This window comes from Afipia sp. MLSD5-FHT05B12, assembly GCF_058793355.1.
The window spans coordinates 74994-99944 of record NZ_JBXAFS010000008.1; the positions used below are offsets into that span (position 1 = coordinate 74994).

The window sequence follows — 24951 nt, forward strand, 5'->3', positions numbered from 1 at the left end:
TCAGCTTGCTTCCGCCAGCAGCGAAAGCTGATGTTGCGGCTGCTCGACCTGGGTCTGGTCGGTGAGGTGGGTCGGATACGCGCCGGTGAAGCAGTGATCCGCGAATTTCGGATTGGCCGGGTCGCGCGCCGGTTCGCCCATGGCGCGGTACATGCCGTCGATCGACAGGAACGCCAGCGAGTCCGCGCCGATGATCTCGCGCATTTCTTCCAGCGTATGGGTCGCAGCCAGGAGCCCGCCGCGGTCCGGCAGGTCGATGCCGTAATAATCCGGATTGACGATCGGCGGCGAGGCGAGACGGAAGTGGACTTCCTTGGCGCCGGCGTCGCGCATCATGCGCACGATCTTTTTCGATGTGGTGCCGCGCACCAGCGAGTCGTCGATCAGGATGATGCGCTTGCCTTCGATGGCGGCGCGGTTGGGCGCGTGCTTCATGCGCACGCCAAGCTCGCGCACGCTCTGCGTCGGCTGAATGAAGGTGCGGCCCACATAATGGTTGCGGATGATGCCAAGCTCGAACGGCACGCCCGAATGCTGGCTGTATCCGACCGCGGCAGGGACGCCGGAATCCGGCACCGGCACCACCACATCGACGTCGACATGGTTTTCACGCGCGAGTTGCGCGCCGAACGCCTTGCGGACTTCGTAGACCGAACGGCCGCCGACGATCGAATCCGGCCGCGCGAAATAAATGTATTCGAAGATGCAGGGGCGGGGTGGCTGCGGCGGGAACGGCTTGTGGATTTCCTGGCCGTGTTCGTCGAACACGATCACTTCGCCAGGCTCGATGTCGCGGACATATTTCGCGCCGATGATGTCGAGCGCGCACGTCTCCGAGGTGAGGATCGGACAGCCGTCGAGTTCGCCGAGCACCAGCGGGCGGATGCCGAGCGGATCGCGTGCGCCGACCAGCTTCTTGTTGGTCAGCGAGACCAGCGCGTAGGCGCCCTCGATGGCGCGCAGCGCCTCGATATAGCGTTCAATGAAGCGTCCGCGCTTGGATTGCGCGACCAGATGCAGGATCACCTCGGTGTCGGTGGTCGATTGCATCACGGTGCCATGGCGGACCAGTTCACGGCGCAGCGTCAGGCCGTTGGTGAGATTGCCGTTGTGAGCGACGGCGAAACCGCCTGCATTCAACTCTGCGAACAGGGGCTGCACGTTCCGCAGGATCGTGCCGCCTGTGGTGGAGTAACGGACATGGCCGACGGCCATGTTGCCGGGCAGACGTGAGATGACTTCCGCGCGGGAGAAGGTATCGCCGACGAGACCGAGGCGGCGTTCGGAATGGAAGCGGCCGTTGTCGTAGGTGACGATGCCGGCGGCTTCCTGGCCGCGATGCTGGAGGGCGTGGAGCCCGAGGGCGGTGATCGCGGCGGCCTCGGGATGGCCGAAGATGCCGAACACGCCGCATTCCTCGCGAAGCGTGTCGCCGTTCAAATCCTTATCCAGATCGTCATCCAGGTCGTGGTCGGATTTGGAGGGTGGAGTGGGAGAGTGATCGCCGGAAGGGGTTTTCATATGGTCCACCGCGCCCTTGTCTGAGGCAGGACTAGAACTGAATCTAGCGTCCTGCGGCTTTGCCTTCGATCAACTGTTTCATGCCGTCACGGGCTGTTTTCCCGTACCCGCCGTCGTTCCCCACCGTTGCTGTTGTGCGCGGTTCGGGAGCAGCATCGGTCTGCTCCTCGTCGCCCTTTTTCTTGAACCTCTTCAAGATGGTGTTCTCGGGGTCGTCAGGCAAGAGGCCCATCAGCCAATCGCCGGTTCCCTGCAACATCACCCGCGACTTGGCGTTACGGACCCAATCTGGCTGTTGTTTATCCGGCACCAGCCAGGCGAAGAACAAAAACGCCACCACCATGATCAAAAGTCCGCGCGCGAGCCCGAACAGGAAACCGAGGGTGCGGTCGAGCGCGCCGATCCGGGAGTCCAGGATCATGTCCGAGATGCGCACCGTGATGATCGACACCACGATCAGCGTCAGAATGAACACGCCGGCCACCACGGCCACCGCCGCGACGGTCTCGTTATTGAAGTATGTTTTCGCGGTCGGCAGCAGCTTCTGATAGGCGTAGAGCGTGGTCAGGGCCGCTGCGCCCCAGGCCGCGATTGACAGAATCTCACGCATGAAACCGCGGATCATCGCCAGAAGGCCCGACAACAGCATCACGGCAAGAACGATAATGTCGAGAAGCGTTATCGGCATCGGCTGGTCAGATCCGCTTTCAGTTTCGAAACCCCGAATCGGGTTGTCTCAGGTCCGGATAGCTGACGGCCATATCGCACGTCCCGCAAGGGCCGGGAACCCGCAAAAACCCAGACATCAACGGCAAAACTGCATCGCTCTCCTGGATCGCCTGTTGCGGTTAACGATCCGTAGCGGGGCGCAATCGGCAGCCGTTGCAACGCCGCAGGCTATATAGCGGCCAGTCATGCCAGCGTCACGCCGCGTTTGGTTCTCAACAGGCTTGAATCAGCCTGAAGCCGCGGTTTTACCTCTGGCTGTGGCTTTGTTGCCCCTTGCTGCGATGTCCGCGACCAGCGAGGCCAGCGATCCCACCGTATTCAGCGACAATCCAGCGTCGCCGCCGGTATCGCCGCGGGCATTTTCCGGCAGCACGGCGCGGCCGAAACCGAGCTTGGCGGCTTCCTTGAGCCGGGCCGAGGTCTGGGCCACCGGCCGCACCGCGCCCGACAGCGAGATTTCGCCGAAATAGACTGCATCGACCGGCAACGGGGCGTTGGCGAGAGATGACACCAGCGCCGCTGCCGCCGCCATATCGGCCGCGGGTTCGTTGATCCGCAGGCCGCCGGCGACATTGAAATAGACGTCGTAGCCGGAGAGCTTGACCCCGCAATGCGCCTCCAGCACCGCCAGCACCATCGACAGGCGGCTCGACTCCCAGCCAACCACGGCGCGGCGCGGCGTTCCAAGCGTTGTCGGAACAACCAGCGCCTGCAATTCGACCAGCACCGGACGCGTGCCTTCAAGACCGGCGAATACGGCGGTGCCGGGGCTGCCGAGATCGCGCTCCGACAGAAACAACTCTGATGGATTGGAGACTTCGCGCAGGCCGAGGCCTGTCATCTCGAACACACCGATTTCATCGGTGGGGCCGAAGCGGTTCTTGACCGCGCGCAGGATACGGAACTGCTGCGAGCCTTCGCCCTCGAAGCTCATCACCGCATCGACCATGTGCTCGACCACGCGAGGGCCTGCGATCTGGCCGTCCTTGGTAACGTGGCCGACAAGGATCAGCGCCGCTCCGGATTTCTTCGCAAAACGAATCAGCGCCTGCGCCGACGCGCGGACCTGCGTCACCGTGCCGGGCGCGGATTCGACGGTGTCGGTCCACATGGTCTGGATGGAATCGATCACCACGAGGCGAGGCGGCGGTCCTTCCGACAGCGTGGCGATGATGTCCTCAACAGAGGTCTGCGCGGCCAGTTGCACGGGCGCGTCGGCGAGACCGAGCCGCGCGGCGCGAAGGCGGACCTGCGCGACGGCTTCTTCGCCCGAGATGTAGACCACGCGATGCCCCGCACGGGCCATCAGGCTGGTGGCCTGGGTCAGCAGTGTCGATTTTCCGATGCCGGGATCGCCGCCGACCAGCAGCACCGAGCCGCGCACGAAGCCGCCGCCGGTGACGCGGTCGAGTTCGCCCATTCCGGACGACAGGCGGGGCGCTTCGGGGCTCGATCCGGTCAGGGTTTCCAGTGCGAACGGACGTCCCTTGCGCTTGGGGCGCAAATTCGCGGGCATCGACGTCGCGCCGGTGGTGTCTTCTTCCGACAGCGTGTTCCACTCGCCGCAGGATTCGCACTTACCCTGCCATTTATTGTAGGCGGCTCCGCAGTTCTGGCAGACAAAGGAGAGAACTGCGGTACGGGCCATTTACGAATTCCGTCCTTCAAAATCGTCTGCATTTTTGTTCTTCTTTTGTTCGTTATTTTGCGGCAAAAGTCAACCGCAATTTCCGGCCTCGCAACGCGTGATGCACTGTCATCACGCGACGTGTTCGCGTGTGTTCAATCCGCTTTGGCGCAGACCCTTCGCTGCTGGACGGCGGAGGGGCCGCCATAGCAAACTGTTCAGGCGTAACCGGGAGTTCGCTTTGGCTACATCTCATGACACCGAGCGGCGACTGGTGGCCATTTTCGCAGCCGACGTGGAGGGGTTCAGCCGCCTGATGGGCGCCGACGAGGTCGGGACGCTCCGCGACCTGACCGAACGCAGGCGAATCATGGACGATCTGATCGCGTCGCATCGCGGCCGGATCGCGAATACCGCGGGCGACAGCGTGCTGGCGGAATTCGGCAGCGCGGTCGATGCGGTTGAATGTGCCGTCGCCGCGCAGGAAGCCCTGGCGAACGCCAACAGCGAGGTTCCCCCAAACCGGAAAATCAACTTCCGTATCGGTGTCCACCTCGGCGACGTGATGGTCAGGGGCGGAGACCTGTTCGGCGATGGCGTCAACATCGCCGCGCGCCTTCAGACCAATGCGGCAGCGGGCGGCATCTGCATTTCCGGCGTCGCGCACGATCAGGTCCGGAAGATCCTGTCGTTGACATTCGTCGATCTCGGAATGCAGGAGCTCAAGAACATCGAACCCGTTCGCGCCTACGCTGTGAGCGCCGCGGGCGAGCGCTCCCTTCCGTCGCCATCGCCGGAAGCCAGGGCGCCATTGCCGTTGCCAGACAAGCCGTCGATCGCGGTGCTGCCGTTCCAGAACATGAGCGGCGATCCGGAGCAGGAATACTTCGCCGACGGTATGGTCGAAGACATCACCACCGAGCTGTCGCGCATCAACTGGCTGTTCGTCATCGCCCGCAATTCGGCCTTCACCTACAAGGGCAAGGCCGTGGACATCAAACAGGTCGGACGCGAGCTTGGCGTTCGCTATGTGCTGGAAGGCAGTGTGCGCAAGGCCGGCAGCCGCGTCCGCATCACAGGACAGTTGATCAATGCCGAGACCGGCGCTCACCTTTGGGCGGACCGGTTCGATGGTGAACTGAGCAACATTTTCGATTTGCAGGACAAGGTCACCGAGAGCGTTCTCGTCGCGATCTTTCCGAAGCTCCAGCAATCGGAACTCGATCGGGCCAACCGCAAGCCGACGGAAAACCTGACGGCCTACGATTACTATCTTCGGGGCGTCTCGAAGTTCCAGCAGTTCGAAAAGGAAGCCCTGACCGAGGCGCTTGCTCTGTTCAAAAAGGCGATCGAACTCGATAACCATTTTGCACGTCCTTATGCCGGCATAGCCGGCTGGTACACCGTGTGGCTGTTCTCCGGATGGAGTACCGATCGCGACCGCGACGTCGGTGAAGCGATCGGCGCTGCCCGCAAAGCCATTGAGCTTGGCAGGAGGGATACGTTCGTTCTGGGGCAGGCTGGCTGGACGCTCGCGTTGCTGGCCGATGAAGTCGAGCAGGCCGCCGATTATCTGGAGCGCGCGACGGCCGAAAGTCCGAACTCCGCGTTCGCATGGTCGTTCCGGGGCGCGATCAATGTGCTGCTCGGCAACCACGAGGAAGCAACGGACTACTGCAAACGCGCGTTACGATTGAGTCCGCTGGATTCGGCGATCTTCAGCACCTACACCGCGCTCGCGCAGGCGGCGTTTTTCCTGGGGCACTATGAAGAGGCGTTGCGGTGGGCTGAACTCGCGCGGCGCGCCAACCCGAATTTTCTGGGCGCTCACGGGGTCATCATGGCGGCCCATGCGCTGCTGGGACAGATCGATGCCGCAAGGAAGGCGTGGGAGGCTGCGCGGCAAGTCAATTCGTCGATGCGGATTTCGAAGATCCGCGAGCGATTTCCGCTGCGGCGGGATCAGGATATCGCGAAGCTGGCGGAAGGCTATCGGCTGGCAGGCGTGCCGGAATGATTGCGAGTGAGGCGATGCATTTACGTGCAATGCGCTTCATCTTGAAAAGATGACCGCTCACACTCTCGAGTCCGTCCTTGCGTTAATTTCGCCGCGTACAGCCAGCAACCCGGCGAGCGCCACCAGCGCGAAGCCGGCGCCAGCGAAGAACGTGCCGTTTGGCCCAATCGCATCCCACAGCACGCCGGCAATGACACTCGCCGCGAGCATGGCGAGACCGCCGAGCAGATTGAAAAATCCATAGGCGGTACCGCGCAGTTCGACGGGGGCCGTATCCGCGACAAGTGTAGCTAGCAGCCCTTGCGTAAATCCCATGTGCAGCCCCCACAAAATGACGCCGATCGCGACGCCGGTGACCGAAGGCAGCAGAGCCAACGCGAGATCGGCGGCGATCAGCAGCACAATTCCAATCGCCAGCACGACGACGCGGTTCGTGCGATCCGACATGACGCCGGCAGGATAGGCGGCGGCGGCGTAGATGACATTCATGAGCACCAGCACCGCAGGCACCAGCATGATGGGCAGTCCGGCATTCTGGGCGCGCAGGATCAGGAACGCTTCGCTGAAACGTGCCAGCGTGAACACAGTCGCAATGGCCACCACCCGCCAATAGGCCGCGCCAAGGTTCCTGATTTCGGTCAGGCTGATGGGATTGCGTATTTCGCGCAGACCCTGGACCCGGTCAGGCTCACGCACCGCGAAAACGATCAGCGCCAGAGCCAGAAACGCGGGAATGACCGCAAACCAGAACACCGCCTTGAAGTTGTCGGCCGTCCACCACATCAGGCCAATGCCCAGCAGCGGACCGAGGAATGCGCCCACCGTATCGAGGGACTGGCGAAGGCCAAAACTTGATCCGCGCAGATGAACCGGAGAAATGTCCGCCACCAATGCGTCGCGGGGGGCGCCCCGGATGCCCTTTCCGACACGATCGATGAAGCGCGCAGCTACCAGCCAGCCGACGGTGGGGGCGAGGGGAAAGATGGGCTTGGTGAAAGCCGCCAGACCATAGCCGATTGCCGCGAGAAATTTGCGTTTGCCAAGCCAGTCGGAGAGGGCTCCTGAAAATATCTTGGTAATGGATGCCGTCGCCTCAGCGATGCCTTCGATCACGCCGACCGTCGCCATCGATGTGCCGAGTACCGTGACGAGATAGACCGGCAGCAGGGCGTGGATCATCTCGGACGAGATGTCCATCAGCATCGAGACGAAGCCCAATGCCCAGACACCGGCTGGAATAGCGCGAAGGGTGTGAGTTGCGCTGGCGCTTTTCGTCATGGATTTCCTGTTTGCCTTCCTGGACACCGCGGCTCCATGGCGGCTTTGGCCCGACTAGCGCGGATCGATCACCAGTTCGGTTCGCACGCAGCGCACATCGACTTCGAATTCCATCCCGATCACCGGCGGCCATGCCGGATACCAGGCGAGGCCGATCTGGCTCACGCCGTATTCGGTGAACACCGTGTCGAGCAATGGACGAATGTCGTGGACGGTGTAGATCTGCGCTGCGGTGACAGCGGCCCAGTCACATCCGAGCACATCGACGCGCTCGCGCATGGCGTTCATCACGAACCGCGCCTTGGTCTCCAGACCCTTCAATGAGACGTCACGGCCGCCGACGATACGGTCGGTGGTGACGCCATCGCGGATTTCAGGTTTGCCGGAGATCAGGAAGTCGCCCGAGGCGCCGGCTTCGGGGGCGGTGTAGGTGAAAGCGAAGAACATCGTCTCGTTCGGGATTTCCGTGATCGGCGCGAGGTTGCTGCGCGCGAGCGGATTGATGTCGCCTGCCTTGCAGCCCCACTGATGCAGCGTTTTCAGATATTCGCTGTTGAAGGCCTGAAACTGCTCGATGGTCATCGCAGCGGGCGAGCGCAGTTCGCAGGCGGCCAGCGCAGTGATGGGACGGCCTTCGCGCTCAAGATGCGCCTTGATGAAGGCAAAGCCATCGGCCATCGGGATCGGATGCGCGAAGCGCACCCTGCGCAGCGCGTAGCCGGGCATCGCCGCGACGCCGCTGGAGAAGGGTCCGCCGGGCGAAACGATGAATTTGTAATTCCCCGGCTTGAATTCCATTACGTCCGGCATTCGATTGTCCCTTCGGATCCAGTTCCTCAAATCTCAATACAGAATTCTGTAGAAGGGCGCAGATCATTCATGCAAGCATTGCAACATTAAACCAAAGGGGATTGGCATGGCATTTTTCAGATGTATCCAGGCGGTCATTAATCGCTGTTTTGTGGTCGAGATTACCGACGAAGCAACAGTGAAGAAAGCTCGCGCGATCCTGTCGCGAAGCATAACGACAGGTACGAGCATAAGAGGCGTGATCGTCAAGCAGCCAAAGCCCTACAACAAGCCCTGGAGCTGGCATCTCGATCCGGCGTCCATCGAATTCTTCGGTGAGGCGATGGAGGTGTGCGAGGCCTCGATTGTGCAGGTCGAGGCGCATTTGAGTGAGGTCGGCGGAGCATTTCTGCCACATAACCGCTGGTGCCCATGGCGATCGAGTCTGGTGGAAGAGGTGGTTTTCGACAGCGCGGCTGGAATGGCCGGACTGCCGATTGAATACGCTGACACCTGATGTCCGCGCTATTGGTTGAGTTGACCGGCCCGCTTACTCGCCGCCCTTGTAGACGCGCGTATATCGCTTGCCGAGGCTGGTCAGCACCTCGTATCCGATGGTGCCGAAATGGTGCGCGAGCTCATCGACCGTGATCTCGTTGTTGAGCAGCGACACCAGCGCGCCGCGCCGGGTCGCGCCCGGCGGCAGGGTTGTGATGTCGATCGCCATCAGGTCCATCGAGATCCGCCCGGCAACCGGGCAACGCTTGCCCGCCACCATCGCTTCGGCGCTGCGCATGTTGTCGATGCTGCCCGCGGCGCGGAAATAGCCGTCGGCGTAACCTGCCGTGACGATCGCCAATCGCGTCGGCTGCCGTGCGGTCCAGGTGCCGCCGTATCCGACGTGCTCGCCTTTTTCGATGTTGCGGACCTGCGCCACGCGCACCTTGAGATCGACGACGGGCTGCATTGGCGTATCGGCTTCCGGCGTCGGATTGACGCCGTAGAGTGCCGCGCCTGGACGCACCAGATCGAAATGGAATTGGGACCCGAGAAAAATGCCGGATGAGTTCGAGAGCGAGGCGGGCACACCGGAGAACTGCGACGCGATCTCGCGGAACGCCGCGACCTGCCGTCCGTTCGCCGGATCGTGCAGCATCTCGGCGCTGGTGAGATGGCTCATCACCAGCGAGATGCCGTGATTGCCGTTCCTGATCCGTGGCAGCAGCGCCTGCGCTTCGATGACGCGGAAGCCGAGACGGTTCATGCCGGTGTCGATATGGATCGCGGCCTGGCCTTCCCAACCGCTGGTCTTGCGGAACGCGTCCCATTCGGCGAGTTCGGTGGCGTCGCCGATCACCGGGCGGCAATCGATCTTCGCAAACTGATCGCCCGAGCCGGGAAAAAATCCGTCGAGCACATAGATGGCGGAGGTGGGCGTCACCGCGCGTGCCGCGCGCGCCTCGTCCAGCGTGGCGACGAAGAAGGTTCTGCATCCCGCCCGCGCCAGCGCACGGGTGACCTGCGTGATGCCGCAGCCATAGGCGTCGGCTTTCACGACGGCGGCGCAGTCCGCAGGCACGGCATGGCTTTCGAGCTTGCGCCAGTTTGCGACGATGGCGTCGAGGTCGATGGTCAGGATGCCGGTCGCGCTGGCAGGCAAGCGCACGTCCGCGACGCTCGCAGCAGCAGGTGTCGCGGACTTGAGATCGGAAGCAGGAGTCATTGGCTCAGCAAAGGTTTGCAGCGAGTTTGATTCAGAATGTTGAACCAGACTCTAGTGTCCTGAATCCGAAGTTCGCTTCATTTTGCAGCACCCTCTGGCGCGAACTTCGGATTCAAAAGGACACTAGAAATTATGATTCTAGTGTGGTTTTGGCTCGCAAGTCCGCAAAAGACCGTGCGGTGGAAATGATGCGGACTTGCGAGCCACCACACTAGCACACTCTTTGCGCGCGAAAGTAGACTCGATCAGCCAAATCGCTCGGGCACCTGGCCGTCATGCGCGAGGTCGCCGAACCGCGTGACGTTGGCGTCAAAATGCAGATTGATGGTGCCGGTGGGGCCGTGACGCTGTTTGCCGATAATGACTTCGGCTTTGCCGTGGACCAGCGACATATCGAGCATCCATTTCTCATGCTCGGGCGTGCCGGGGCGCGGCTCCTTGCTCTGGAGATAGTATTCCTCGCGGTACACGAACAGCACGACGTCGGCGTCCTGCTCGATTGAACCCGATTCACGCAGGTCCGACAGTTGCGGGCGCTTGTCGTCGCGGTTCTCGACCTGACGTGACAACTGCGACAGCGCGATGATGGGGACGTTCAGTTCCTTGGCCAGCGCCTTGAGGCCGGTGGTGATCTCGGTGATTTCCTGCACGCGGTTGTCGGAGCGTTTCCCCGATCCAGACAAAAGCTGGATGTAGTCGATAATCAACAGATCGAGCCCTTTTTGCCGCTTCAGCCGCCGCGCGCGCGCGGTCAACTGCGAGATCGAGATGCCGCCGCTGTCGTCGACGTAGAACGGCAGGTTCTGCATCTCGATGGAGTGGTCGCGGATCTTGTCGAAATCCCGCTCGCTGATGCCTCCGCGGCGAATCGAACTCGATGAAATGCCGGTGCGCTCCGACAGAATACGTGTGGCCAACTGCTCCGCCGACATTTCCAGCGAGAAGAAGCCGACAATGCCGCCATCGACCGATTTCATCTGGCCGTCGGCCTGCACCTCGCCGCGCCAGTTGCGTGCGATGTTGAAGGCGATGTTGGTCGCGAGCGCGGTCTTGCCCATCGCCGGGCGTCCGGCGAGGATGATGAGATCGGACGGCTGAAGACCGCCCATCTTGATATCCATGTCGCGCAGGCCGGATGCGAGGCCCGACAGGTTGCCGTCGCGGCTGTAGGCGGCGGCGGCCATGTCGACGGCGACCGTCAGTGCCTGCGAGAATTTCTGGAAGCCGCCATCGTAACGCCCGGACTCGGCGAGGTCGTAGAGCTTCTTTTCCGCGTCCTCGATCTGCGCGCGCGGCGCGAAGTCCACCGGCGCGTCGAACGCGACATTGACCATGTCCTCGCCGACGCGAATGAGATCGCGCCGGATCGACAGATCGTAGACGGCACGTCCGTAATCCTGCGCGTTGATGATGGTGGTTGCTTCTGCGGCGAGGCGGGCGAGGTACTGCGCGACCGTCATGCCGCCGAGATCGGTGTCCGCCGGAACGAAGGTCTTCAGCGTGACCGGGGTAGCGATCTTGCCGGCGCGGATCAGGCTGCCCGCGGTCTCGAAAAACAGCTGATGGATCGGCTCGAAGAAATGCTTCGGCTCGAGGAAGTCCGAGACGCGGTAAAAGGCGTCGTTGTTGACCAGGATGGCGCCGAGAAGTCCCTGTTCGGCCTCGATATTGTGAGGCGCAACCCGGTAGGCCGGCGTGCCGGCGTCCGGCGCGAGCTTGATAATGTTCGAATCAGTAATGGCCATAGCGGGAGAGTATGCTTCCAATTCGGCGAATGCGGGGCACGTATCAAGCACCGCAGCGGGGCCGGACGAAAGCGCCATATGGTCTTATGCACGATTCACACAAGTTGTTTCGAATGAACCTGGATTGTCATCGGTGTGAGGCTTGACCAGCCTCAGCGGCTGCGTCAGCCGCGTCATGACCCCAGGTTTATTCGCCCGCGAGCCGAAGCACCGGATGTTTCGTGGCCTCGATGCCGCGCAGCCGTTCTTCCTCGCGGGCGATGTAATCGCGCGTGACCGGAACCGCGTCCTGCTTCTTGGTGAGCTGAATCTGGAATACCATGCTGTTCTGCTTGCGGAACGACATCTCGGACGCGCCCAGATAGAATTCCCACATCCTGACAAAGCGTTCGTCGTAAAGCTTCGCGGCTTCCTCGTGCCGGGCAAGGAAGCGTTCGCGCCAGGCCTTCAGCGTCTCGGCATAGTGCAGCCGCAGGATTTCAATGTCGGCGACCAGCAATCCCGAACGCTCGATCGCCGGCAGGACTTCCGACAGCGCGGGAATGTATCCGCCGGGAAAAATGTACTTTGCGACCCATGGATTGGTAATGCCGGGCCCTTCCGGGCGGCCGATGGAGTGCAGCACCATCACGCCGTCGCCGCTGAGCAGTTCCGCGCAACGCTTGAAATATGTGTCGTAGTAATCGACGCCGACATGTTCGAACATGCCGACCGAAACGATGCGGTCGAACGGGCCGGGCGTCTCGCGATAATCCTGCAAGCGGAATTGCGCGCGGTCGGTCAGGTTCAGTTCTCCGGCGCGCGCATTGGAAACGCCGAGTTGTTCTTCGGACAGGGTGACGCCGGTGACGTTCGCACCGGTCATTTCCGCGAGGTAAAGGCCGAGCCCGCCCCAGCCGGAACCGATGTCGAGGACGCGCTGGCCCTGCTTGACCTGTAGCTTGGCCGCGAGGTGGCGCTTCTTGGCAAGCTGCGCGTCGTCGAGTGTGGAATCCGGCGTCTCGAAGTAGGCGCAACTGTATTGCATGTCCGCGTCGAGGAAGAGCCGATACAGCCGGCCGTCGAGATCGTAGTGACTGGCGACGTTGCGTTTCGAGCGGGCGGGCGGATTGAACTGTTGCCAGTGCCGGATCAGGTAGCGAAGCCACCACCGGGCTCTGGACCAGCGCGGCACAAGATCCGGCTGCCCGAGCACGATTTCCAAAAGATCGGTCATCGACCCGGTTTCGACCACAAAATCACCGTCGGTGTAGATTTCGCCCAGCGCAAGTTCAGGGTCGAGCAACAGGTGACGTTCGGCTTCCTTGGTGAGAAACCTCACCGCGACCGGCTTTCCTGTAGCATCGCCGCAGGTGAAGGTGGCGCCGCTCGTCATCGTGAACGTCACCGAGCCGCGCCGAATGAACCGGCTCAGGAAAAACCGCAGCAATCGATCCATCGAACGCATGTCCAATGATCCAAAGTGGTCTCACATACGGATAAATGTTGGTAATTTTTGTTCCGGTTTCAATCGCAATTTGCCGTAGACGACTGTCACGGAAGGCTGCCCTGCGTTTTTGTCCGGTGAGCCGGGGGCGGTATGCCTAAAAGGAGCGGCTCTGGCGGCCTCTAACGGTTCATGCAGTTGCGAGGCATTCGTCACCAGGGCCTATCGCTTTGATATTGCTGGCCATGGTTCCCGGCGAATCCGGATCGCGCCGGCAGGCTTTGACCAGATCGCGCTACAGGCCGCCGACAACGTCAGATGGCCCCGTTGCCCTTCCGACCGCCAATATCTGATAGACTTTTAGCGAGTCCCGGGTCGTGCCGGGAACGTGGCCGGAGTGGTGCTTGTGATCACTTGGCGCGTCATTGTTGTCTTGATCTCCGCCGGGCTTTTGTTCGGGTCCGTCCGCGCATTCGCGCAACATCGGCATCCGCCGCAGGACGTGCAGATCCACGAGAAGTTTTATTCGACATGGATGAGGCCGGATAACCCTCGTCTATCCTGCTGTAGCCAACACGACTGCTACCCGACCGAAGCTCGCGTCGAAGACGGTGTCTGGTTTGCAAAACGCCGTGAAGACGGGAAGTGGCTTCGTGTCCCGCTTGAGAAAGTCGAGCAGAACCGCGACAACCCCGACGGGCGCAGCCACCTCTGCGCGCCCCGGCCTGAGCGTGCGTACAGCGCGGACGTCTTCTGCTTTACCCCCGGCAGCGGAATCTGACTCGGCCCTCAGGCCGGGCCAAAACGAAGCTCAGCAATATCAACAACGTTACCCTGATGCGAAATCTCGGTGCTTCCATTCGCTTCATAATCCGCTAAAGGTGACCCGAGGCTGAGGGCAGGGATGAACCGCCGTCCGTCCTTGACTGGCTATGGAGACCTTGGATGTTGAGCCGAGCGCTCATTTTGGCGGCGGTGGCTTTCGTGTTGGGCTGTTTCGGGGCAATCCCGGCGGACGCGCAGAATCTCGAAGCCGGCAAGCCTCCCTCCCAGATTTTCTCCAGCACCTGCTCGCTCTGCCACAAGAGTTCGCGCGGATTGCTGAAAAGCGTCTCACCCGGATCACTGCCGGGCTTCCTGCGCCAGCACTACACTACCAGCACCGACATGGCTGCGGCCATGAGCGCCTATGTTCTCTCCAACGGTGCCGCAAATGCAGCGCCCGGCGGCGGCAACTTGACCAAGCAGGGCCAGGAAGCGAAAACCGGTCCGAAACCGACTCAGGAGCCGGGTCCCGAACAGGCCGCCAAGGGCCGCAAGCCGACCCGCGAAGCTTCCCGGCCGGATGCCGACGGATTGCAGAATGGAGCGCCCGATCCTCAAACAATGACGGCTCGGCAGAAGGCCGCTGCGGAACGAAGGGCGGCGAGGCAGGCGGCCCGAGAGGCCGCCAAGGCCGGGAAAGACCCTGCGCCGCCGAAGATCGAGGCGCGGCATGAGGCGCCGAAAGACGCGCCGTCTGCTGACGCAAAGCCGGATGCGGACAAGGCTAATGCGGCCAAGGACTCCGGCAAGACCGAGACCGCCAAGGTGGATGGAACTCGCCCGGACCCGGTGCCCGCCGTGACGCCCGCGCCGAAGGAGGACACGAAGCCTGCCGAGGTGGCGGCTGTGCCACCGAAGGACGATACCCCATCGGGTCCTCTGACCATCGACATGGGTCCCGCGCCAGTTCCGCCCAAGGCTGTGCCGGTTGGTCCGCCGCCGGTGCCCGCTGGCAAGCCTGAACCGCCGATCTCCCGCTAGATTCTGCAATTTGGCTGTCCATGCGGGCTTGCCTGCACAATGACTTTCGTCTTGACTGGAGCAATACTCTAGAGCGATGCTCTAACCGATCACGAGGTGGCACTATGGCTGGTGCGCGCGACGATCTGCTGGCTGCCGCCTTGGCGGTGTTCGATCGGGACGGTTTCGAGGGTGCGACTGTGGCCACGATCCGCGAACGCGCAGGCGCATCCAACGGCAGCTTCTTCCATTTCTTCAATTCGAAGCGCGAACTGGCCGGGACGCTGTTTCTCGAACTGCTGCGGCGCTACCACATCACCATGCTCGACGCGATCGACCCGCCGCCTGGCGCGGAGGAGGGCATCGCGCGTCTGATCCGCACGCATCTGGATTGGGTCGTCAACAACCGCCGCGAAGCCAATTTCCTGTTCGAGATATCGCGCAGCGAATGGGCGCAGGACGTGCGCGACGCGCGCAAGGCACGCAACGCAACCGTTGCGGAAGGCGTCGAGGCATGGCGCGCGCCATTGGTCGCGAGCGGTGAACTGCTGCCGATGCAAGCCTCGCTGTTCTTCAGCCAGATCATCGGCCCGGCGCAGTTTGTCTGCCGCGCGTGGCTGTCGGGCCGCGATCCATCCGATCCACGCGATCATGCCGACGTGCTGATCGCATGCGCCGTTCGTGCGCTGACAGCAAAAATCTCAACGATTGATAAGGGGAGTTCCCGATGATCGTCGACGCATGGATGCAGCATCCAACCGAGCGGTTCATGGCACAGCCCTGGCTCGCCAGCCTCAAGCGGTGGACACGCAATGATTTTGGCGGCCAATGGCCTCTGTCGGCGACACTCGATGCCATGGATGAGGGGCATGTCGATATCGGTCTGACCAGTGCATGGATCGGGCCGATGGGCGAACTCGTCACCAACGATGAAGTCGCCGGCTGGGTGAAGGCCGCACCGAACCGTCTTGTCGGGATCGGCTCTGTCGATATTCGAGATCCGATGGCGGCGGTTCGCGAAGTCCGTCGTTGCGTGAAAGTACTCGGGTTCAAGGGCATCCGCGTGGTGCCGTGGCTTTGGGAGGTGCCCCCGACCGACCGGCGCTTCTACCCTATCTTTGCCGAGTGCTGCGATCTCGGCGTGCCGTTCTGCACGCAGATCGGTCACACCGGACCGCTGAAGCCGTCCGAAGTCGGGCGCCCGATTCCCTATATCGATCAGGTTGCGCTGGATTTTCCCGAACTGGTGATCGTTGGCGGGCACATCGGGTATCCGTGGACTGAGGAGGCTATCGCGGTCGCCACCAAGCATCCCAACGTTTACATCGACACGTCGGCTTATTCCTTCAATCGCTATCCGGAAAACCTTGTGAAATACATGGCCGGTCACGGGCGGACCAAGGTGATGTTCGGCACCAACTGGCCGATGATTGCCCCGCGCAAGGCGCTGGAAGGTTTTTCCGAGGCGCCGCTGGACGACGAAGCCAAGGCGCTGTTTCTCGGCGGCAATGCCGTGCGCGCGTTCAAGCTCGCCGCGACATGAGAGCCGCGATGGAACTAACAGACGATCACTTTGCGCCGATTGCGGCCCGCATTCGCAGCAACGTCATGCGTCAGGGATTCATGGCGCATGTTGGCGCAGAGGTGACCGATCTCACGCGCGGCACATGTGTCCTGTCGGTGGATCGCCGTCCGGAGCTGTTGCAGCAGAACGGATTCTTCCACGGCGGCGTCACGGCGTTCCTGATCGACAATGCAACCACGATCGCGGCTGCGACAGTGAAGGGGCAGGCGGCGCTGACCGCCGAGTACAAGCTGAACCTGCTCGCACCGGCTTCGGGGGATCGATTGATCTGCCGCGCACGCGTTGTGAAGCCGGGACGGCAGGTGTCGGTCGTCGCGGCCGACGTGTTCTGCGTGATCGACGGCGCCGAGAAACACACCGCCACCGCCCTTGCATCGATTGCGATGATCGATCAGGCGATTGCGCCGAAGGTGGTCAGCTAAACAACAAGCCCGGCCTCGATGAGGCCGGGCTTTTTTCAGTAAATGATCGGCTTGCGCCGAGGTCTTACTTCTCTTCGGCAGGAGCGGCCGGCTCGGTAACGTCGTCGTGCTGCGCTTCCGGATCGAAGAACTCGCCGGCAGCGGCGATAGCCTCTGCGGCTGCGTCGCGGTCTTCCTGGCGGCTGTTGACGTCTTCGCCGCGGTTGATGCGCTCGGCTTCAGCCTCGGAGCGGGCAACCGTCGTCGACACATGCACTTCGACTTCCGGATGCACGGCGATGGTGATCTTGTGCTGGCCGATGGTCTTGATCGGCGCGTCGAGCAGCACCTGCTGGCGGTTGAGCGAAACGCCGTCGGCTTCGAGCGCGGCCATGATGTCGCGCACCGAGACCGAGCCGTAAAGCTGGCCGGTTTCCGACGCCTGACGGATGATGACGACGTTGCGGCCGTCGATCTTCTTGGCGACCTCGGTGGCTTCACCCTTGGCCTTGATGTTCTTGGCTTCGAGATCGGCCTTCATGCCGTCGTACTTCTCGCGGTTTTCCTTGGTCGCGCGCAGCGCCTTGTTGCGCTTGAGCAGGAAGTTGCGGGCGAACCCGTCCTTCACTTTGACCACGTCGCCCATCTGGCCGAGCTTGGCCACGCGTTCCAGCAGAATGACTTCCATTTGAGTTCTCCGTTCGGTGTCTGAGTTGAGTTGATGATGCCGCGTTAGGTTGAATGTCAGGTCGTCGGCATGGGCGGCGGCCCGTGCCGTGTCCAGTAGGCTTGTCGAATTCCGAAGATCGCGTCGGCGAGACCGAGGCCGACCATTCCAAGCAGCGGCCAGCCGATGAACAGCGTGCCCGCATAAGCCGCGCCGAGTACGAAGGAGCGGCCCGAGAAAGTCTGCGTCACGGTGTGCAGCACCGCGAAGCCGGTGAGGGCATACGTCATCAGCAGGGCGGCGGTGGCGATCTGCGCCAGCATCGCCAGCAGTCCGCCGACAAAGCAGAGCAGGATGGCGGCCAGCAGCGCGGCCAGCACCATCTTGGGCATCGTGGTGGTGCGCAGGTCGGGCCACGGCCGCTTCAGCCGGCCGGATGTGGTGGTGATTTTCGCCGATAGCCACAGATTGAGCGTCAGCGTCATCATTGCGATGATGGTCGCAGCACCGGGCGCGACCGCGACCAATGCATCGATGACGCGTTCGCTTTCACCGGCAGGTGTCGGTGTTCCACTGCTGCCCATGATGCGCATCAGGCCGCGGCGCAAGGCGGCGTTGATGGTGGCATCGTCGGAGCCGAGAGTCAGTAGCGCGCTTGTGGTGGTGACGGTGGCGAACACCGCAGCCCACACCAGAATGCGCCCGGTCGGATACCAGTCGAGTGCCGGCGCGAGGTTGGCGAGTTGCGGATCGTTCGAGACCGGGCGCGCCAGCAGCGTCAGATGTCCGAGCCACCACGCGGGCAGCGCGACGGTCAGCGCGAACGCGGCCATGTAGGGGATGCCGAAGAGGGCGCCGAGGCCGAGCGCAGCGATAATGCCGCCGATCAGCGCGGTGGCCGATCCCCAGCCGAGTGCCGCGACCATCAATGGGAGCGGCGCGAGGTAAAACAGGACAAGCGAAATCAGCGCGCCGGAAATGATCGACGCGAACATCAGTGCCGACGCGAGGCCGGCCGCCAGTGCAATGAGAAGTCCTGTCATCATCAGCTGTCCTGCTCCTTTCGAGCAGTTAGAGGTTTTGTGAACCCCAACCATCCACCGTGGGACGACCCCGCGATGTTATGAGAATAAACGTCGAGAAAGCAGGCGAGCGCGCGAATGCCGCACGCTCGCCCGGTCGTTTAGCGGATCACGTAAGGCAGCAGACCGAGGAACCGCGAGCGCTTGATGGCGCGGGCGAGTTCACGCTGCTTCTTTGCCGACACGGCCGTGATGCGGCTCGGCACGATCTTGCCGCGCTCGGACACGTAACGCATCAGCAGCTTGGAATCCTTGTAGTCGATCTTCGGCGCGTTCGGGCCCGTGAACGGGCACGTCTTGCGGCGGCGAAAGAACGGACGGCGCGCACCTGCTTCAGCCATGATTCTTACTCCTCTACCGACGCGGTTGCGTCTTCGTCACGCGGACGGCGCGGACCACGGTCACCACGGAAGCCACCGCCTTCGCGGTCGCCGCCACGGAATCCGCCGCCTTCACGATCGCCACGGAAGCCGCCGCCACCGCGCTCGTCGCGGTCACGCTCGGCCTTGCGCATCATGGCGGAGGGGCCTTCCTCCAGCTCGTCGACACGAACGGTGAGATAACGGATAACGTCTTCGTTGATGCGTTCCTGACGCTCGATCTCGGCGACCACCGCTGCGGGGCCATCGATGTTGAGCAGCATGAAGTGAGCCTTGCGGTTCTTGTTCATGCGATAGGTGAGGGAGCGCACGCCCCAGTTCTCGGTCTTGGTGACCTTGCCGCCGAGACCTTCGATCACGCCAGTAATCTGCGTGGTGAATTCCTCGACCTGCTGGGCGCTCGCATCCTGACGCGCGAGAAAAACATGCTCGTAAAGAGGCATGGGAGTCCTTTCCAGTGTTAGCGCGGTTCCTGGCGGCAAGCCCTTCGAGACCTTCGGAAAGGACCTCGATATTGCTCAGAAGGCGGAAGCACGGGACGACGGACCGACTGGCCCTGTCACATCAAAATCGCCAAAGGTGAGATTGGTGAGACCGTCCGTTCAGCTCCCGGCCGGGATCCACGGATGGCGCGGTTATAAGGATTCTGGGGCTGGTTGCAAGGCAAAACAGGGCTTATGGAGGTCCGAAAACCCCCTCAAAGGCCCGTTTTGCCGACGCTTTGAGCCCCTTGGCCGCTTGTCACCCCTATTTCGTGTCCGCCAGCCTCGGCGCTTCCGCATGAGGGGAAATCGGGAAGGAGGGGGCGCCAACAATCGGAAGCACCTTGCCGACATCCATCCGCTGGCTGGAATAACCCAAGGCGCCGCCAAGGATAACGGCGCCTATGGCCGCGCCCCAGAGGAACTTGCGGTAGGCCCGTTTGCCGCCAACCGTGTCATCTGAATTGTGGCTCACGATCATCGGCGCTCCGTGGTCGGACGGGATTTTGCCAGGCCCGTCGTGCCGGGCGGTGCGGTATCCGTGGCGGTCACGACCATCGGACTGCGGTCGAATGTGGTGATCAGCGCCGCCCCGAATACGGCGGCGAGAACCAGCGCGAAGATCAGAACCGGCGCCAGAGCCAGCGTCTGTGGCTTGCGAGGATCTTTTTCCATGGTGCGCACTCCACTGGGTGCCCCGAAGGTAAAACTCACATTCAGGACCGGGGTTCCCTCCCAGCTCGGTCACTGGCCTGCCGGGCCGCTGGACGAGCCGTCCGATGGCCGACCATGAGGCTTCGTGTTCACGGGTTCACCGCACCACGGCTTGACACCCGTGGCCCCGGCGGTGTCTTACGGCCTGCTCACTTTGGGGACTTTCATGACAGCAGCATTCACCTTTCCGGGTCAGGGATCGCAGGCAGTCGGCATGGGCAAAGCGCTCGCCGACGCATTTCCGGCAGCCAAGGCTGTGTTCGACGAGGTCGACGCGGCGCTCGGCGAAAAGCTGACGGCGATTATCTGGGAGGGGCCTGCGGAAACGCTGCAACTCACCGAGAACGCCCAGCCTGCATTGATGGCAGTGTCGCTGGCGACGCTGCGTGTGCTGGAGACCGAAGCCGGCATCGACATCGCGCGCGACGCGGCCTTTGTTGCCGGTCACTCGCTTGGCGAATATTCCGCGCTGGCCGCAGCCGGAAGCTTCTCCATCAGCGACACCGCGAAGCTGCTGCGGACGCGCGGTCTCGCCATGCAGAAGGCCGTGCCGGTGGGCGTCGGCGCGATGGCGGCGCTGCTCGGGCTCGATTACGCCGCCGCCGTCGCGGTGGCCGACGAAGCCGCGCAGGGTCAGGTCTGTCAGGCTGCCAACGACAACGGCGGCGGGCAGGTGGTCGTGTCCGGCGACAAGGCCGCCGTCGAGCGCGCGCTTGAGATCGCCAAGACCAAGGGCGCCAAGCGTGCCATGCTGCTGCCGGTGTCCGCGCCGTTCCATTGCCGCCTGATGCAGCCGGCGGCGGACGCGATGGCGCAGGCGCTCGCGGGCGTGACCATCAACAAGCCGAAGGTGCCGGTGGTGTCCAACGTGCTGGCGTCGGCGATTACCGACCCGGACGAAATCCGAAAACGGCTGGTCGAACAGGTGACCGGAACGGTACGCTGGCGCGAGAGCGTGGCGTGGATGGCGTCGCAGGGTGTGACGCATTTCCTCGAAATCGGAGCGGGCAAGGTGTTGTCCGGTCTGGTCAAGCGCATTGCCGACGGCGCGGTCGGCGTGTCGGCCGGTGGGCCGGGCGACATCGAGGCAGCGAAGGCTGCGATCGCAGCGGCGCGTTAAGCTTACCGGCGGACTTGGCTCGCGCGGGCCTCGTCGCGGCGTTCCGCCGTGGCCCGATTGTTGCTACGTCATTCGGGCTGCTCATTTACTCCAGTTTTTGAGCGGTGCCCCTTTTTGGGCTGGGGCATTGCCGCCAGCGTCTTCCGGCGCTGGCGGCTTTTTTATGCGCGAACCGTCAGCCTGTGATCTGGGTTGCTGCCTTTGATTTCAGCAGCGCCAGATCGCTCTCGTCTTTCAGGTCCACGCCAGTCAGGCCACGGCCTAGCGCCTCGCGCACCAGCCACGCCAGCTTGAAGGCGGCGGCGGCGTAGCTCAGCCCCTCCGGACGCACGTTGGAAATGCAGTTGCGTCCGGCATCGTTGCGCCCACGAAATGGTGCGTGCGTGATGTAGATGCCGAGGCTGTCCGGCGAACTCAGTCCCGGCCGCTCGCCGATCAGCATGATCGACAGCTTCGCCTGCAACAGTTCTGCGATCTCGTCGGCCAGCGCGACCCGTGCCTGTGTGGCGATCACAACCGGTGCCTGCTTCAATTCATCGGCGAGATGCGGCTTCAGCGCCGCGAGCAGCGGCGCGGCATGGCGGTCGATCGCCAGCGACGACAGGCCGTCGCCGATCACGATGCAGACGTCGCTGCGCACGAGAGGCGCCGTCCGCAATTTCGCGATCTCGTCAGGATCGATCACCCGGCCAAGATCGGGGCGGCGCAGGTAGGTGGTGCGATCCGGCGCGCGGCTGTGGGTATGCGCGACGGTCCAGCCCTGGTCATGCAATGCCGCTTCAAGTTTCGGCACGTCCAGGGCGGCATGAATCGCATCGCGCGCCATCGCATGCGCCCAGCCGAAACGCAGCACCTCGTCGGTCGGCATACCCGCACCGGCGCGGCCAAGCGCCAGCCGCGCCGGCGTCACGTTGCGCCATTCGGCCCACGGAGACTCGGTCACGTTCTTGTCCATCATGCGACCAGCGATTTGAGATTGCCCATGCCGCCGAGCAGCGCATTGGGCGAGGGTGGGCGCAATCGCCCGTCGGCATCGGTGATCTGCATGCGTTGCAGCCATGCCTCGAATTCCGGCGCGCGCTTGAGATTCATGGTCTCGCGCAGGAACAGGGCGTCGTGAAACGACGTGCTCTGATAGTTCAGCATCACGTCGTCTGCGCCGGGAATGCCCATGATGAAGCTGATGCCCGCGCTGCCCAGCAGCACCAGCAGCGTATCCATGTCGTCCTGATCGGCTTCGGCGTGGTTGGTGTAGCAAATGTCGCAGCCGAGCGGCAGGCCGAGCAGCTTGCCGCAGAAATGATCCTCTAAACCGGCGCGGATGATCTGCTTGCCGTCGTAGAGATATTCGGGGCCGATGAATCCGACCACGGTATTCACCAGCAACGGCTTGTAGCGCCGCGCAAGCGCGTAGGCGCGGGCCTCGCAGGTCTGCTGATCGACACCGAAATTCGCGTCAGCGGAGAGCGCGCTGCCCTGGCCGGTCTCGAAGTACATGACGTCGTCGCCGATGGTGCCGCGCTTCAGCGACAGCGCCGCGTCCTGCGCTTCGTCGAGAATTTCCGGCGTCACGCCGAAGGAAAGGTTGGTCTTTTCGGTGCCGCCGATCGACTGGAACACCAGATCGACCGGCGCGCCGCTCTCCGCGAGCTGAATCGTGTTGGTGACATGGGTGAGTACGCAGCTCTGGGTCGGGATTTCAAAACGCTGGATCACCTCGTCCAGCATGTGCAGCAGATCGCCGAGTACCGGCATGCTGTCGGACGCAGGGTTCAGTCCGATCACTGCGTCGCCGGAACCCATCAGGAGGCCGTCGAGCGTGGAAGCGGCCACGCCGCGCAGGTCGTCGGTGGGGTGGTTGGGTTGCAGGCGAACCGAGAGATGGCCTCCAAGTCCGATGGTGTCACGGAAACGCGTGATGACGCGGCACTTGCGCGCCACAGCGATCAGATCCTGATTGCGCATGATCTTGGACACGGCAGCGACCATTTCCGGCGTGAGGCCGCGCGCCAGCGCCGCGAGCGCATCGGTCGTCGCCTGCTCGGACAGCAGCCAGTTGCGGAAGTCGCCGACGGTCATGTGCGAGACCGGCGCGAACGCCTTCGCATCATGACTGTCGATGATCAGCCGCGTGATGTTGTCGTCCTCGTAGGGGATCAATGCTTCGGTGAGGAACTGCTTCAGCGGCACCTCCGCCAGCACATGACGCGCTGCCATCCGTTCCTGCGCGGTGGCGGCGCCGATGCCCGCGAGATAGTCGCCCGAACGCGCAGGTGACGCGAACGCCATCACCTGCTTCAGGTCGTCGAAGGCGAACAGTTGCTGATCGATGGCGGTACGATAGCGCAACGGTATCCACCTCGCGTTGGGATGCCTTATTCGGCGGGCACGGTGCCGGTTGTGACCGACAGCATCTCGTCAGGTGCTGCTGCGTCGCGCTGACCGGCGGTCATCCTGAAGTAGGTATAGGCGAGGGCCATCAGCACAAGGAACAGCAGCGTCAGCATAGCATTGAACCAGACCATGGCGAACAGGCAAACCAGCCCCAGTCCAAACGCGATCGCCGGGAACGCCGGATAGAACGGCGCGCGATAGCTGCGGACCAGATCGGGCTCGCTCTGGCGAAGCTTGAACAGCGCGGCCATCGAAATCAGGTACATGATGATCGCACCGAACACCGACATGGTGACGATGTTGGCGGTGAGCGTCTGCCCGCCGAACTGCACCCATTCGTCGCTGAAGATCGCAATGATGCCGATCATACCGCCCGCCAGCAGCGCGCGGTGCGGTGTGTTGAAGCGCGGCGAGAGCGCCGCGAACGTCTTCGGCAGGTAGCCTGCGCGCGCCAGCGCGAAGATCTGGCGCGAATAGCCCATGATGATGCCGTGGAACGAGGCGATCAGCCCAAACAGGCCGATCCACACCAGCATGTGCAGCCAGCCGCTGTTCTCGCCGACCACGGCTTTCATCGCCTGCGGCAACGGATCGTTGATGTTGGCAAGCTTGCTCCAGTCGCCGACGCCGCCCGCGAAGATCATGACGCCGAATGCCAGGACGACCAGCGTGAGAATGCCTGCGACATAGGCGATCGGGATGGTCTTCTGCGGGTCCTTGGCTTCTTCCGCGGCCATCGCCGCGCCTTCGATCGCGAGGAAGAACCAGATCGCGAACGGAATCGACGCGAAGATGCCGGAAATCGCCGCGCCATTGAGCACGTTGCTGCCCGCCCAGCCGTTGGCGACGAAGTTCGCCATCGACCAGCCCGGCGCGACGACCCCCATGAACACCAGCAGTTCAGCAATCGCTAAAATTGTCACGAACAGTTCGAACGCGGCGGCGATGCCGACACCGATCCAGTTCAGCGCGATGAAGATGATGTAGGCCCCGAGCGCGAAGAATTTCGGGTTGATGCCGGGAAACTGCACATTGAGATAGGCGCCGATGGCGAGCGAAATGGCGGGAGGCGCGAACACGAATTCTACCAAAGTCGCAAAGCCGGCGATGAAGCCGCCGGTCGGCCCGAACGCGCGCCGTGCATAAGCAAAAGGCCCGCCCGCATGCGGAATGGCAGTCGACAGTTCGGTGAAGCTGAAGATGAAGGTTGTATACATCGTCGCGACGAGCACCGTGGCGACCAGAAAGCCGAGTGTGCCGGCCGTATTCCAGCCGTAGCTCCAGCCGAAATATTCACCCGAGATCACGAGCCCCACGGCGATGCCCCAGAGCTGGAACGGGCCGAGTACCTTTTGCAGGCCGGCGGAATGAGACGGGACTTGGGTGGGAGCCATCGGTTTGTCCTCCGTTGTGATGCAGGGCAATATGCAAGGGAGGTGCCATGGGACCGTGGAGCGGAGTTCAACCTGGTGTCCAGAATCCGAAG

The 24951-nt window shown here is 62.7% G+C and carries 24 protein-coding genes; 7 read left to right on the plus strand and 17 right to left on the minus strand.

Annotated elements, in window-relative coordinates; all coding sequences use genetic code 11:
• The 3 genes from purF to radA all read right to left on the minus strand — a co-directional run bounded on the left by purF (position 1) and on the right by radA (position 3898).
• A complete protein-coding gene (gene purF / locus AC1Q6J_RS12820) occupies positions 1–1521 on the minus strand; it encodes an amidophosphoribosyltransferase (RefSeq protein WP_492279661.1) in 1521 nt (506 codons plus the stop codon).
• 43 nt (positions 1522–1564) lie between these two features.
• A complete protein-coding gene (locus tag AC1Q6J_RS12825) occupies positions 1565–2209 on the minus strand; it encodes a CvpA family protein (RefSeq protein ID WP_024577527.1) in 645 nt (214 codons plus the stop codon).
• Positions 2210–2476: 267 nt separating this feature from the next.
• Positions 2477–3898, minus strand: a complete 1422-nt coding sequence (gene radA, locus AC1Q6J_RS12830; RefSeq protein WP_492279662.1) for a DNA repair protein RadA — start codon at positions 3896–3898, stop codon at positions 2477–2479.
• A gap of 220 nt (positions 3899–4118) precedes the next feature.
• Here radA and AC1Q6J_RS12835 point away from each other — a divergent pair, with 220 nt between their 5' ends.
• Positions 4119–5894 carry an adenylate/guanylate cyclase domain-containing protein gene (locus tag AC1Q6J_RS12835; protein WP_492279663.1) on the plus strand — a complete coding sequence of 592 codons (1776 nt, stop codon included), beginning with the start codon at positions 4119–4121 and terminating at the stop codon, positions 5892–5894.
• Between the two features lie 57 nt (positions 5895–5951).
• On the opposite strand, the gene AC1Q6J_RS12840 is transcribed toward AC1Q6J_RS12835, so the two are convergent.
• Positions 5952–7172 (minus strand): MFS transporter, encoded by a 1221-nt coding sequence (locus AC1Q6J_RS12840; protein WP_492279664.1) that lies wholly within the window; start codon positions 7170–7172, stop codon positions 5952–5954.
• Between the two features lie 54 nt (positions 7173–7226).
• Positions 7227–7982 (minus strand): 2-amino-5-chloromuconate deaminase CnbZ, encoded by a 756-nt coding sequence (gene cnbZ / locus AC1Q6J_RS12845; RefSeq protein ID WP_492279665.1) that lies wholly within the window; start codon positions 7980–7982, stop codon positions 7227–7229.
• Between the two features lie 106 nt (positions 7983–8088).
• Between cnbZ and AC1Q6J_RS12850 the strand changes: the two genes are divergently transcribed.
• A complete protein-coding gene (locus AC1Q6J_RS12850; protein WP_492279666.1) occupies positions 8089–8478 on the plus strand; it encodes a BP74-related protein in 390 nt (129 codons plus the stop codon).
• Between the two features lie 33 nt (positions 8479–8511).
• Here the strand turns inward: AC1Q6J_RS12850 and alr are convergent, their stop codons facing one another.
• The 3 genes from alr to AC1Q6J_RS12865 form a co-directional block, all read right to left on the minus strand.
• Complete coding sequence (gene alr / locus AC1Q6J_RS12855; protein ID WP_492279667.1) at positions 8512–9684, minus strand: alanine racemase; 1173 nt, start codon at positions 9682–9684, stop codon at positions 8512–8514.
• Between the two features lie 245 nt (positions 9685–9929).
• Positions 9930–11429: a replicative DNA helicase gene (locus AC1Q6J_RS12860; protein ID WP_492279668.1), complete on the minus strand. Its 1500-nt coding sequence runs from the start codon at positions 11427–11429 to the stop codon at positions 9930–9932.
• Between the two features lie 187 nt (positions 11430–11616).
• Positions 11617–12876 carry a cyclopropane fatty acid synthase gene (locus AC1Q6J_RS12865; protein WP_492279669.1) on the minus strand — a complete coding sequence of 420 codons (1260 nt, stop codon included), beginning with the start codon at positions 12874–12876 and terminating at the stop codon, positions 11617–11619.
• Positions 12877–13800: 924 nt separating this feature from the next.
• Between AC1Q6J_RS12865 and AC1Q6J_RS12870 the strand changes: the two genes are divergently transcribed.
• From AC1Q6J_RS12870 to AC1Q6J_RS12885, 4 genes are all read left to right on the plus strand, one after another.
• Complete coding sequence (locus AC1Q6J_RS12870; protein ID WP_492279670.1) at positions 13801–14661, plus strand: hypothetical protein; 861 nt, start codon at positions 13801–13803, stop codon at positions 14659–14661.
• Positions 14662–14765: 104 nt separating this feature from the next.
• On the plus strand, positions 14766–15371 hold the full coding sequence (locus AC1Q6J_RS12875) for a TetR/AcrR family transcriptional regulator (RefSeq protein ID WP_492279671.1): 606 nt from the start codon (positions 14766–14768) through the stop codon (positions 15369–15371).
• The gene (locus AC1Q6J_RS12880) at positions 15368–16183 is read left to right on the plus strand and encodes an amidohydrolase family protein (RefSeq protein ID WP_492279672.1); all 816 of its coding nucleotides are present in this window, start codon (positions 15368–15370) and stop codon (positions 16181–16183) included. Before AC1Q6J_RS12875 ends, AC1Q6J_RS12880 begins: the two co-directional genes overlap by 4 nt.
• A gap of 8 nt (positions 16184–16191) precedes the next feature.
• Complete coding sequence (locus AC1Q6J_RS12885; RefSeq protein ID WP_492279673.1) at positions 16192–16647, plus strand: PaaI family thioesterase; 456 nt, start codon at positions 16192–16194, stop codon at positions 16645–16647.
• A 64-nt stretch (positions 16648–16711) separates the two neighbouring features.
• Here the strand turns inward: AC1Q6J_RS12885 and rplI are convergent, their stop codons facing one another.
• The 6 genes from rplI to AC1Q6J_RS12915 all read right to left on the minus strand — a co-directional run bounded on the left by rplI (position 16712) and on the right by AC1Q6J_RS12915 (position 19912).
• Complete coding sequence (rplI, locus tag AC1Q6J_RS12890) at positions 16712–17314, minus strand: 50S ribosomal protein L9 (RefSeq protein ID WP_492279674.1); 603 nt, start codon at positions 17312–17314, stop codon at positions 16712–16714.
• 56 nt (positions 17315–17370) lie between these two features.
• Positions 17371–18339 (minus strand): DUF2232 domain-containing protein, encoded by a 969-nt coding sequence (locus AC1Q6J_RS12895; RefSeq protein ID WP_492279675.1) that lies wholly within the window; start codon positions 18337–18339, stop codon positions 17371–17373.
• Positions 18340–18476: 137 nt separating this feature from the next.
• Complete coding sequence (rpsR, locus tag AC1Q6J_RS12900; RefSeq protein ID WP_002711478.1) at positions 18477–18716, minus strand: 30S ribosomal protein S18; 240 nt, start codon at positions 18714–18716, stop codon at positions 18477–18479.
• Positions 18717–18721: 5 nt separating this feature from the next.
• Positions 18722–19198 carry a 30S ribosomal protein S6 gene (gene rpsF, locus AC1Q6J_RS12905; RefSeq protein WP_019197431.1) on the minus strand — a complete coding sequence of 159 codons (477 nt, stop codon included), beginning with the start codon at positions 19196–19198 and terminating at the stop codon, positions 18722–18724.
• A gap of 304 nt (positions 19199–19502) precedes the next feature.
• Positions 19503–19718, minus strand: a complete 216-nt coding sequence (locus AC1Q6J_RS12910) for a hypothetical protein (RefSeq protein ID WP_492279676.1) — start codon at positions 19716–19718, stop codon at positions 19503–19505.
• A complete protein-coding gene (locus AC1Q6J_RS12915; RefSeq protein WP_492279677.1) occupies positions 19715–19912 on the minus strand; it encodes a hypothetical protein in 198 nt (65 codons plus the stop codon). Before AC1Q6J_RS12915 ends, AC1Q6J_RS12910 begins: the two co-directional genes overlap by 4 nt.
• 205 nt (positions 19913–20117) lie before the next feature.
• Between AC1Q6J_RS12915 and fabD the strand changes: the two genes are divergently transcribed.
• A complete protein-coding gene (gene fabD, locus AC1Q6J_RS12920) occupies positions 20118–21071 on the plus strand; it encodes an ACP S-malonyltransferase (protein ID WP_492279678.1) in 954 nt (317 codons plus the stop codon).
• A 175-nt stretch (positions 21072–21246) separates the two neighbouring features.
• Here fabD and eutC read toward each other — a convergent pair whose 3' ends face one another.
• The 3 genes from eutC to eat are packed head-to-tail and all read right to left on the minus strand — an operon-like array spanning position 21247 to position 24859.
• On the minus strand, positions 21247–22029 hold the full coding sequence (gene eutC / locus AC1Q6J_RS12925; protein ID WP_492279679.1) for an ethanolamine ammonia-lyase subunit EutC: 783 nt from the start codon (positions 22027–22029) through the stop codon (positions 21247–21249).
• Positions 22026–23420 carry an ethanolamine ammonia-lyase subunit EutB gene (locus tag AC1Q6J_RS12930; protein ID WP_492279680.1) on the minus strand — a complete coding sequence of 465 codons (1395 nt, stop codon included), beginning with the start codon at positions 23418–23420 and terminating at the stop codon, positions 22026–22028. Before AC1Q6J_RS12930 ends, eutC begins: the two co-directional genes overlap by 4 nt.
• A gap of 26 nt (positions 23421–23446) precedes the next feature.
• On the minus strand, positions 23447–24859 hold the full coding sequence (gene eat, locus AC1Q6J_RS12935) for an ethanolamine permease (protein ID WP_492279681.1): 1413 nt from the start codon (positions 24857–24859) through the stop codon (positions 23447–23449).
• Positions 24860–24951: the final 92 nt, after the last annotated feature.

Bases quoted from the DNA above. Each gene is read 5' to 3' on its own strand.
- purF (WP_492279661.1), bottom strand. From the start codon at position 1,521: ATGAAAACCCCTTCCGGCGATCACTCTCCCACTCCACCCTCCAAATCC.
- AC1Q6J_RS12825 (WP_024577527.1), bottom strand. From the start codon at position 2,209: ATGCCGATAACGCTTCTCGACATTATCGTTCTTGCCGTGATGCTGTTG.
- radA (WP_492279662.1), bottom strand. From the start codon at position 3,898: ATGGCCCGTACCGCAGTTCTCTCCTTTGTCTGCCAGAACTGCGGAGCC.
- AC1Q6J_RS12840 (WP_492279664.1), bottom strand. From the start codon at position 7,172: ATGACGAAAAGCGCCAGCGCAACTCACACCCTTCGCGCTATTCCAGCC.
- cnbZ (WP_492279665.1), bottom strand. From the start codon at position 7,982: ATGCCGGACGTAATGGAATTCAAGCCGGGGAATTACAAATTCATCGTT.
- AC1Q6J_RS12850 (WP_492279666.1), top strand. From the start codon at position 8,089: ATGGCATTTTTCAGATGTATCCAGGCGGTCATTAATCGCTGTTTTGTG.
- alr (WP_492279667.1), bottom strand. From the start codon at position 9,684: ATGACTCCTGCTTCCGATCTCAAGTCCGCGACACCTGCTGCTGCGAGC.
- AC1Q6J_RS12860 (WP_492279668.1), bottom strand. From the start codon at position 11,429: ATGGCCATTACTGATTCGAACATTATCAAGCTCGCGCCGGACGCCGGC.
- AC1Q6J_RS12865 (WP_492279669.1), bottom strand. From the start codon at position 12,876: ATGCGTTCGATGGATCGATTGCTGCGGTTTTTCCTGAGCCGGTTCATT.
- AC1Q6J_RS12870 (WP_492279670.1), top strand. From the start codon at position 13,801: ATGTTGAGCCGAGCGCTCATTTTGGCGGCGGTGGCTTTCGTGTTGGGC.
- AC1Q6J_RS12875 (WP_492279671.1), top strand. From the start codon at position 14,766: ATGGCTGGTGCGCGCGACGATCTGCTGGCTGCCGCCTTGGCGGTGTTC.
- AC1Q6J_RS12880 (WP_492279672.1), top strand. From the start codon at position 15,368: ATGATCGTCGACGCATGGATGCAGCATCCAACCGAGCGGTTCATGGCA.
- AC1Q6J_RS12885 (WP_492279673.1), top strand. From the start codon at position 16,192: ATGGAACTAACAGACGATCACTTTGCGCCGATTGCGGCCCGCATTCGC.
- rplI (WP_492279674.1), bottom strand. From the start codon at position 17,314: ATGGAAGTCATTCTGCTGGAACGCGTGGCCAAGCTCGGCCAGATGGGC.
- AC1Q6J_RS12895 (WP_492279675.1), bottom strand. From the start codon at position 18,339: ATGATGACAGGACTTCTCATTGCACTGGCGGCCGGCCTCGCGTCGGCA.
- rpsR (WP_002711478.1), bottom strand. From the start codon at position 18,716: ATGGCTGAAGCAGGTGCGCGCCGTCCGTTCTTTCGCCGCCGCAAGACG.
- rpsF (WP_019197431.1), bottom strand. From the start codon at position 19,198: ATGCCTCTTTACGAGCATGTTTTTCTCGCGCGTCAGGATGCGAGCGCC.
- AC1Q6J_RS12910 (WP_492279676.1), bottom strand. From the start codon at position 19,718: ATGATCGTGAGCCACAATTCAGATGACACGGTTGGCGGCAAACGGGCC.
- AC1Q6J_RS12915 (WP_492279677.1), bottom strand. From the start codon at position 19,912: ATGGAAAAAGATCCTCGCAAGCCACAGACGCTGGCTCTGGCGCCGGTT.
- fabD (WP_492279678.1), top strand. From the start codon at position 20,118: ATGACAGCAGCATTCACCTTTCCGGGTCAGGGATCGCAGGCAGTCGGC.
- eutC (WP_492279679.1), bottom strand. From the start codon at position 22,029: ATGATGGACAAGAACGTGACCGAGTCTCCGTGGGCCGAATGGCGCAAC.
- eat (WP_492279681.1), bottom strand. From the start codon at position 24,859: ATGGCTCCCACCCAAGTCCCGTCTCATTCCGCCGGCCTGCAAAAGGTA.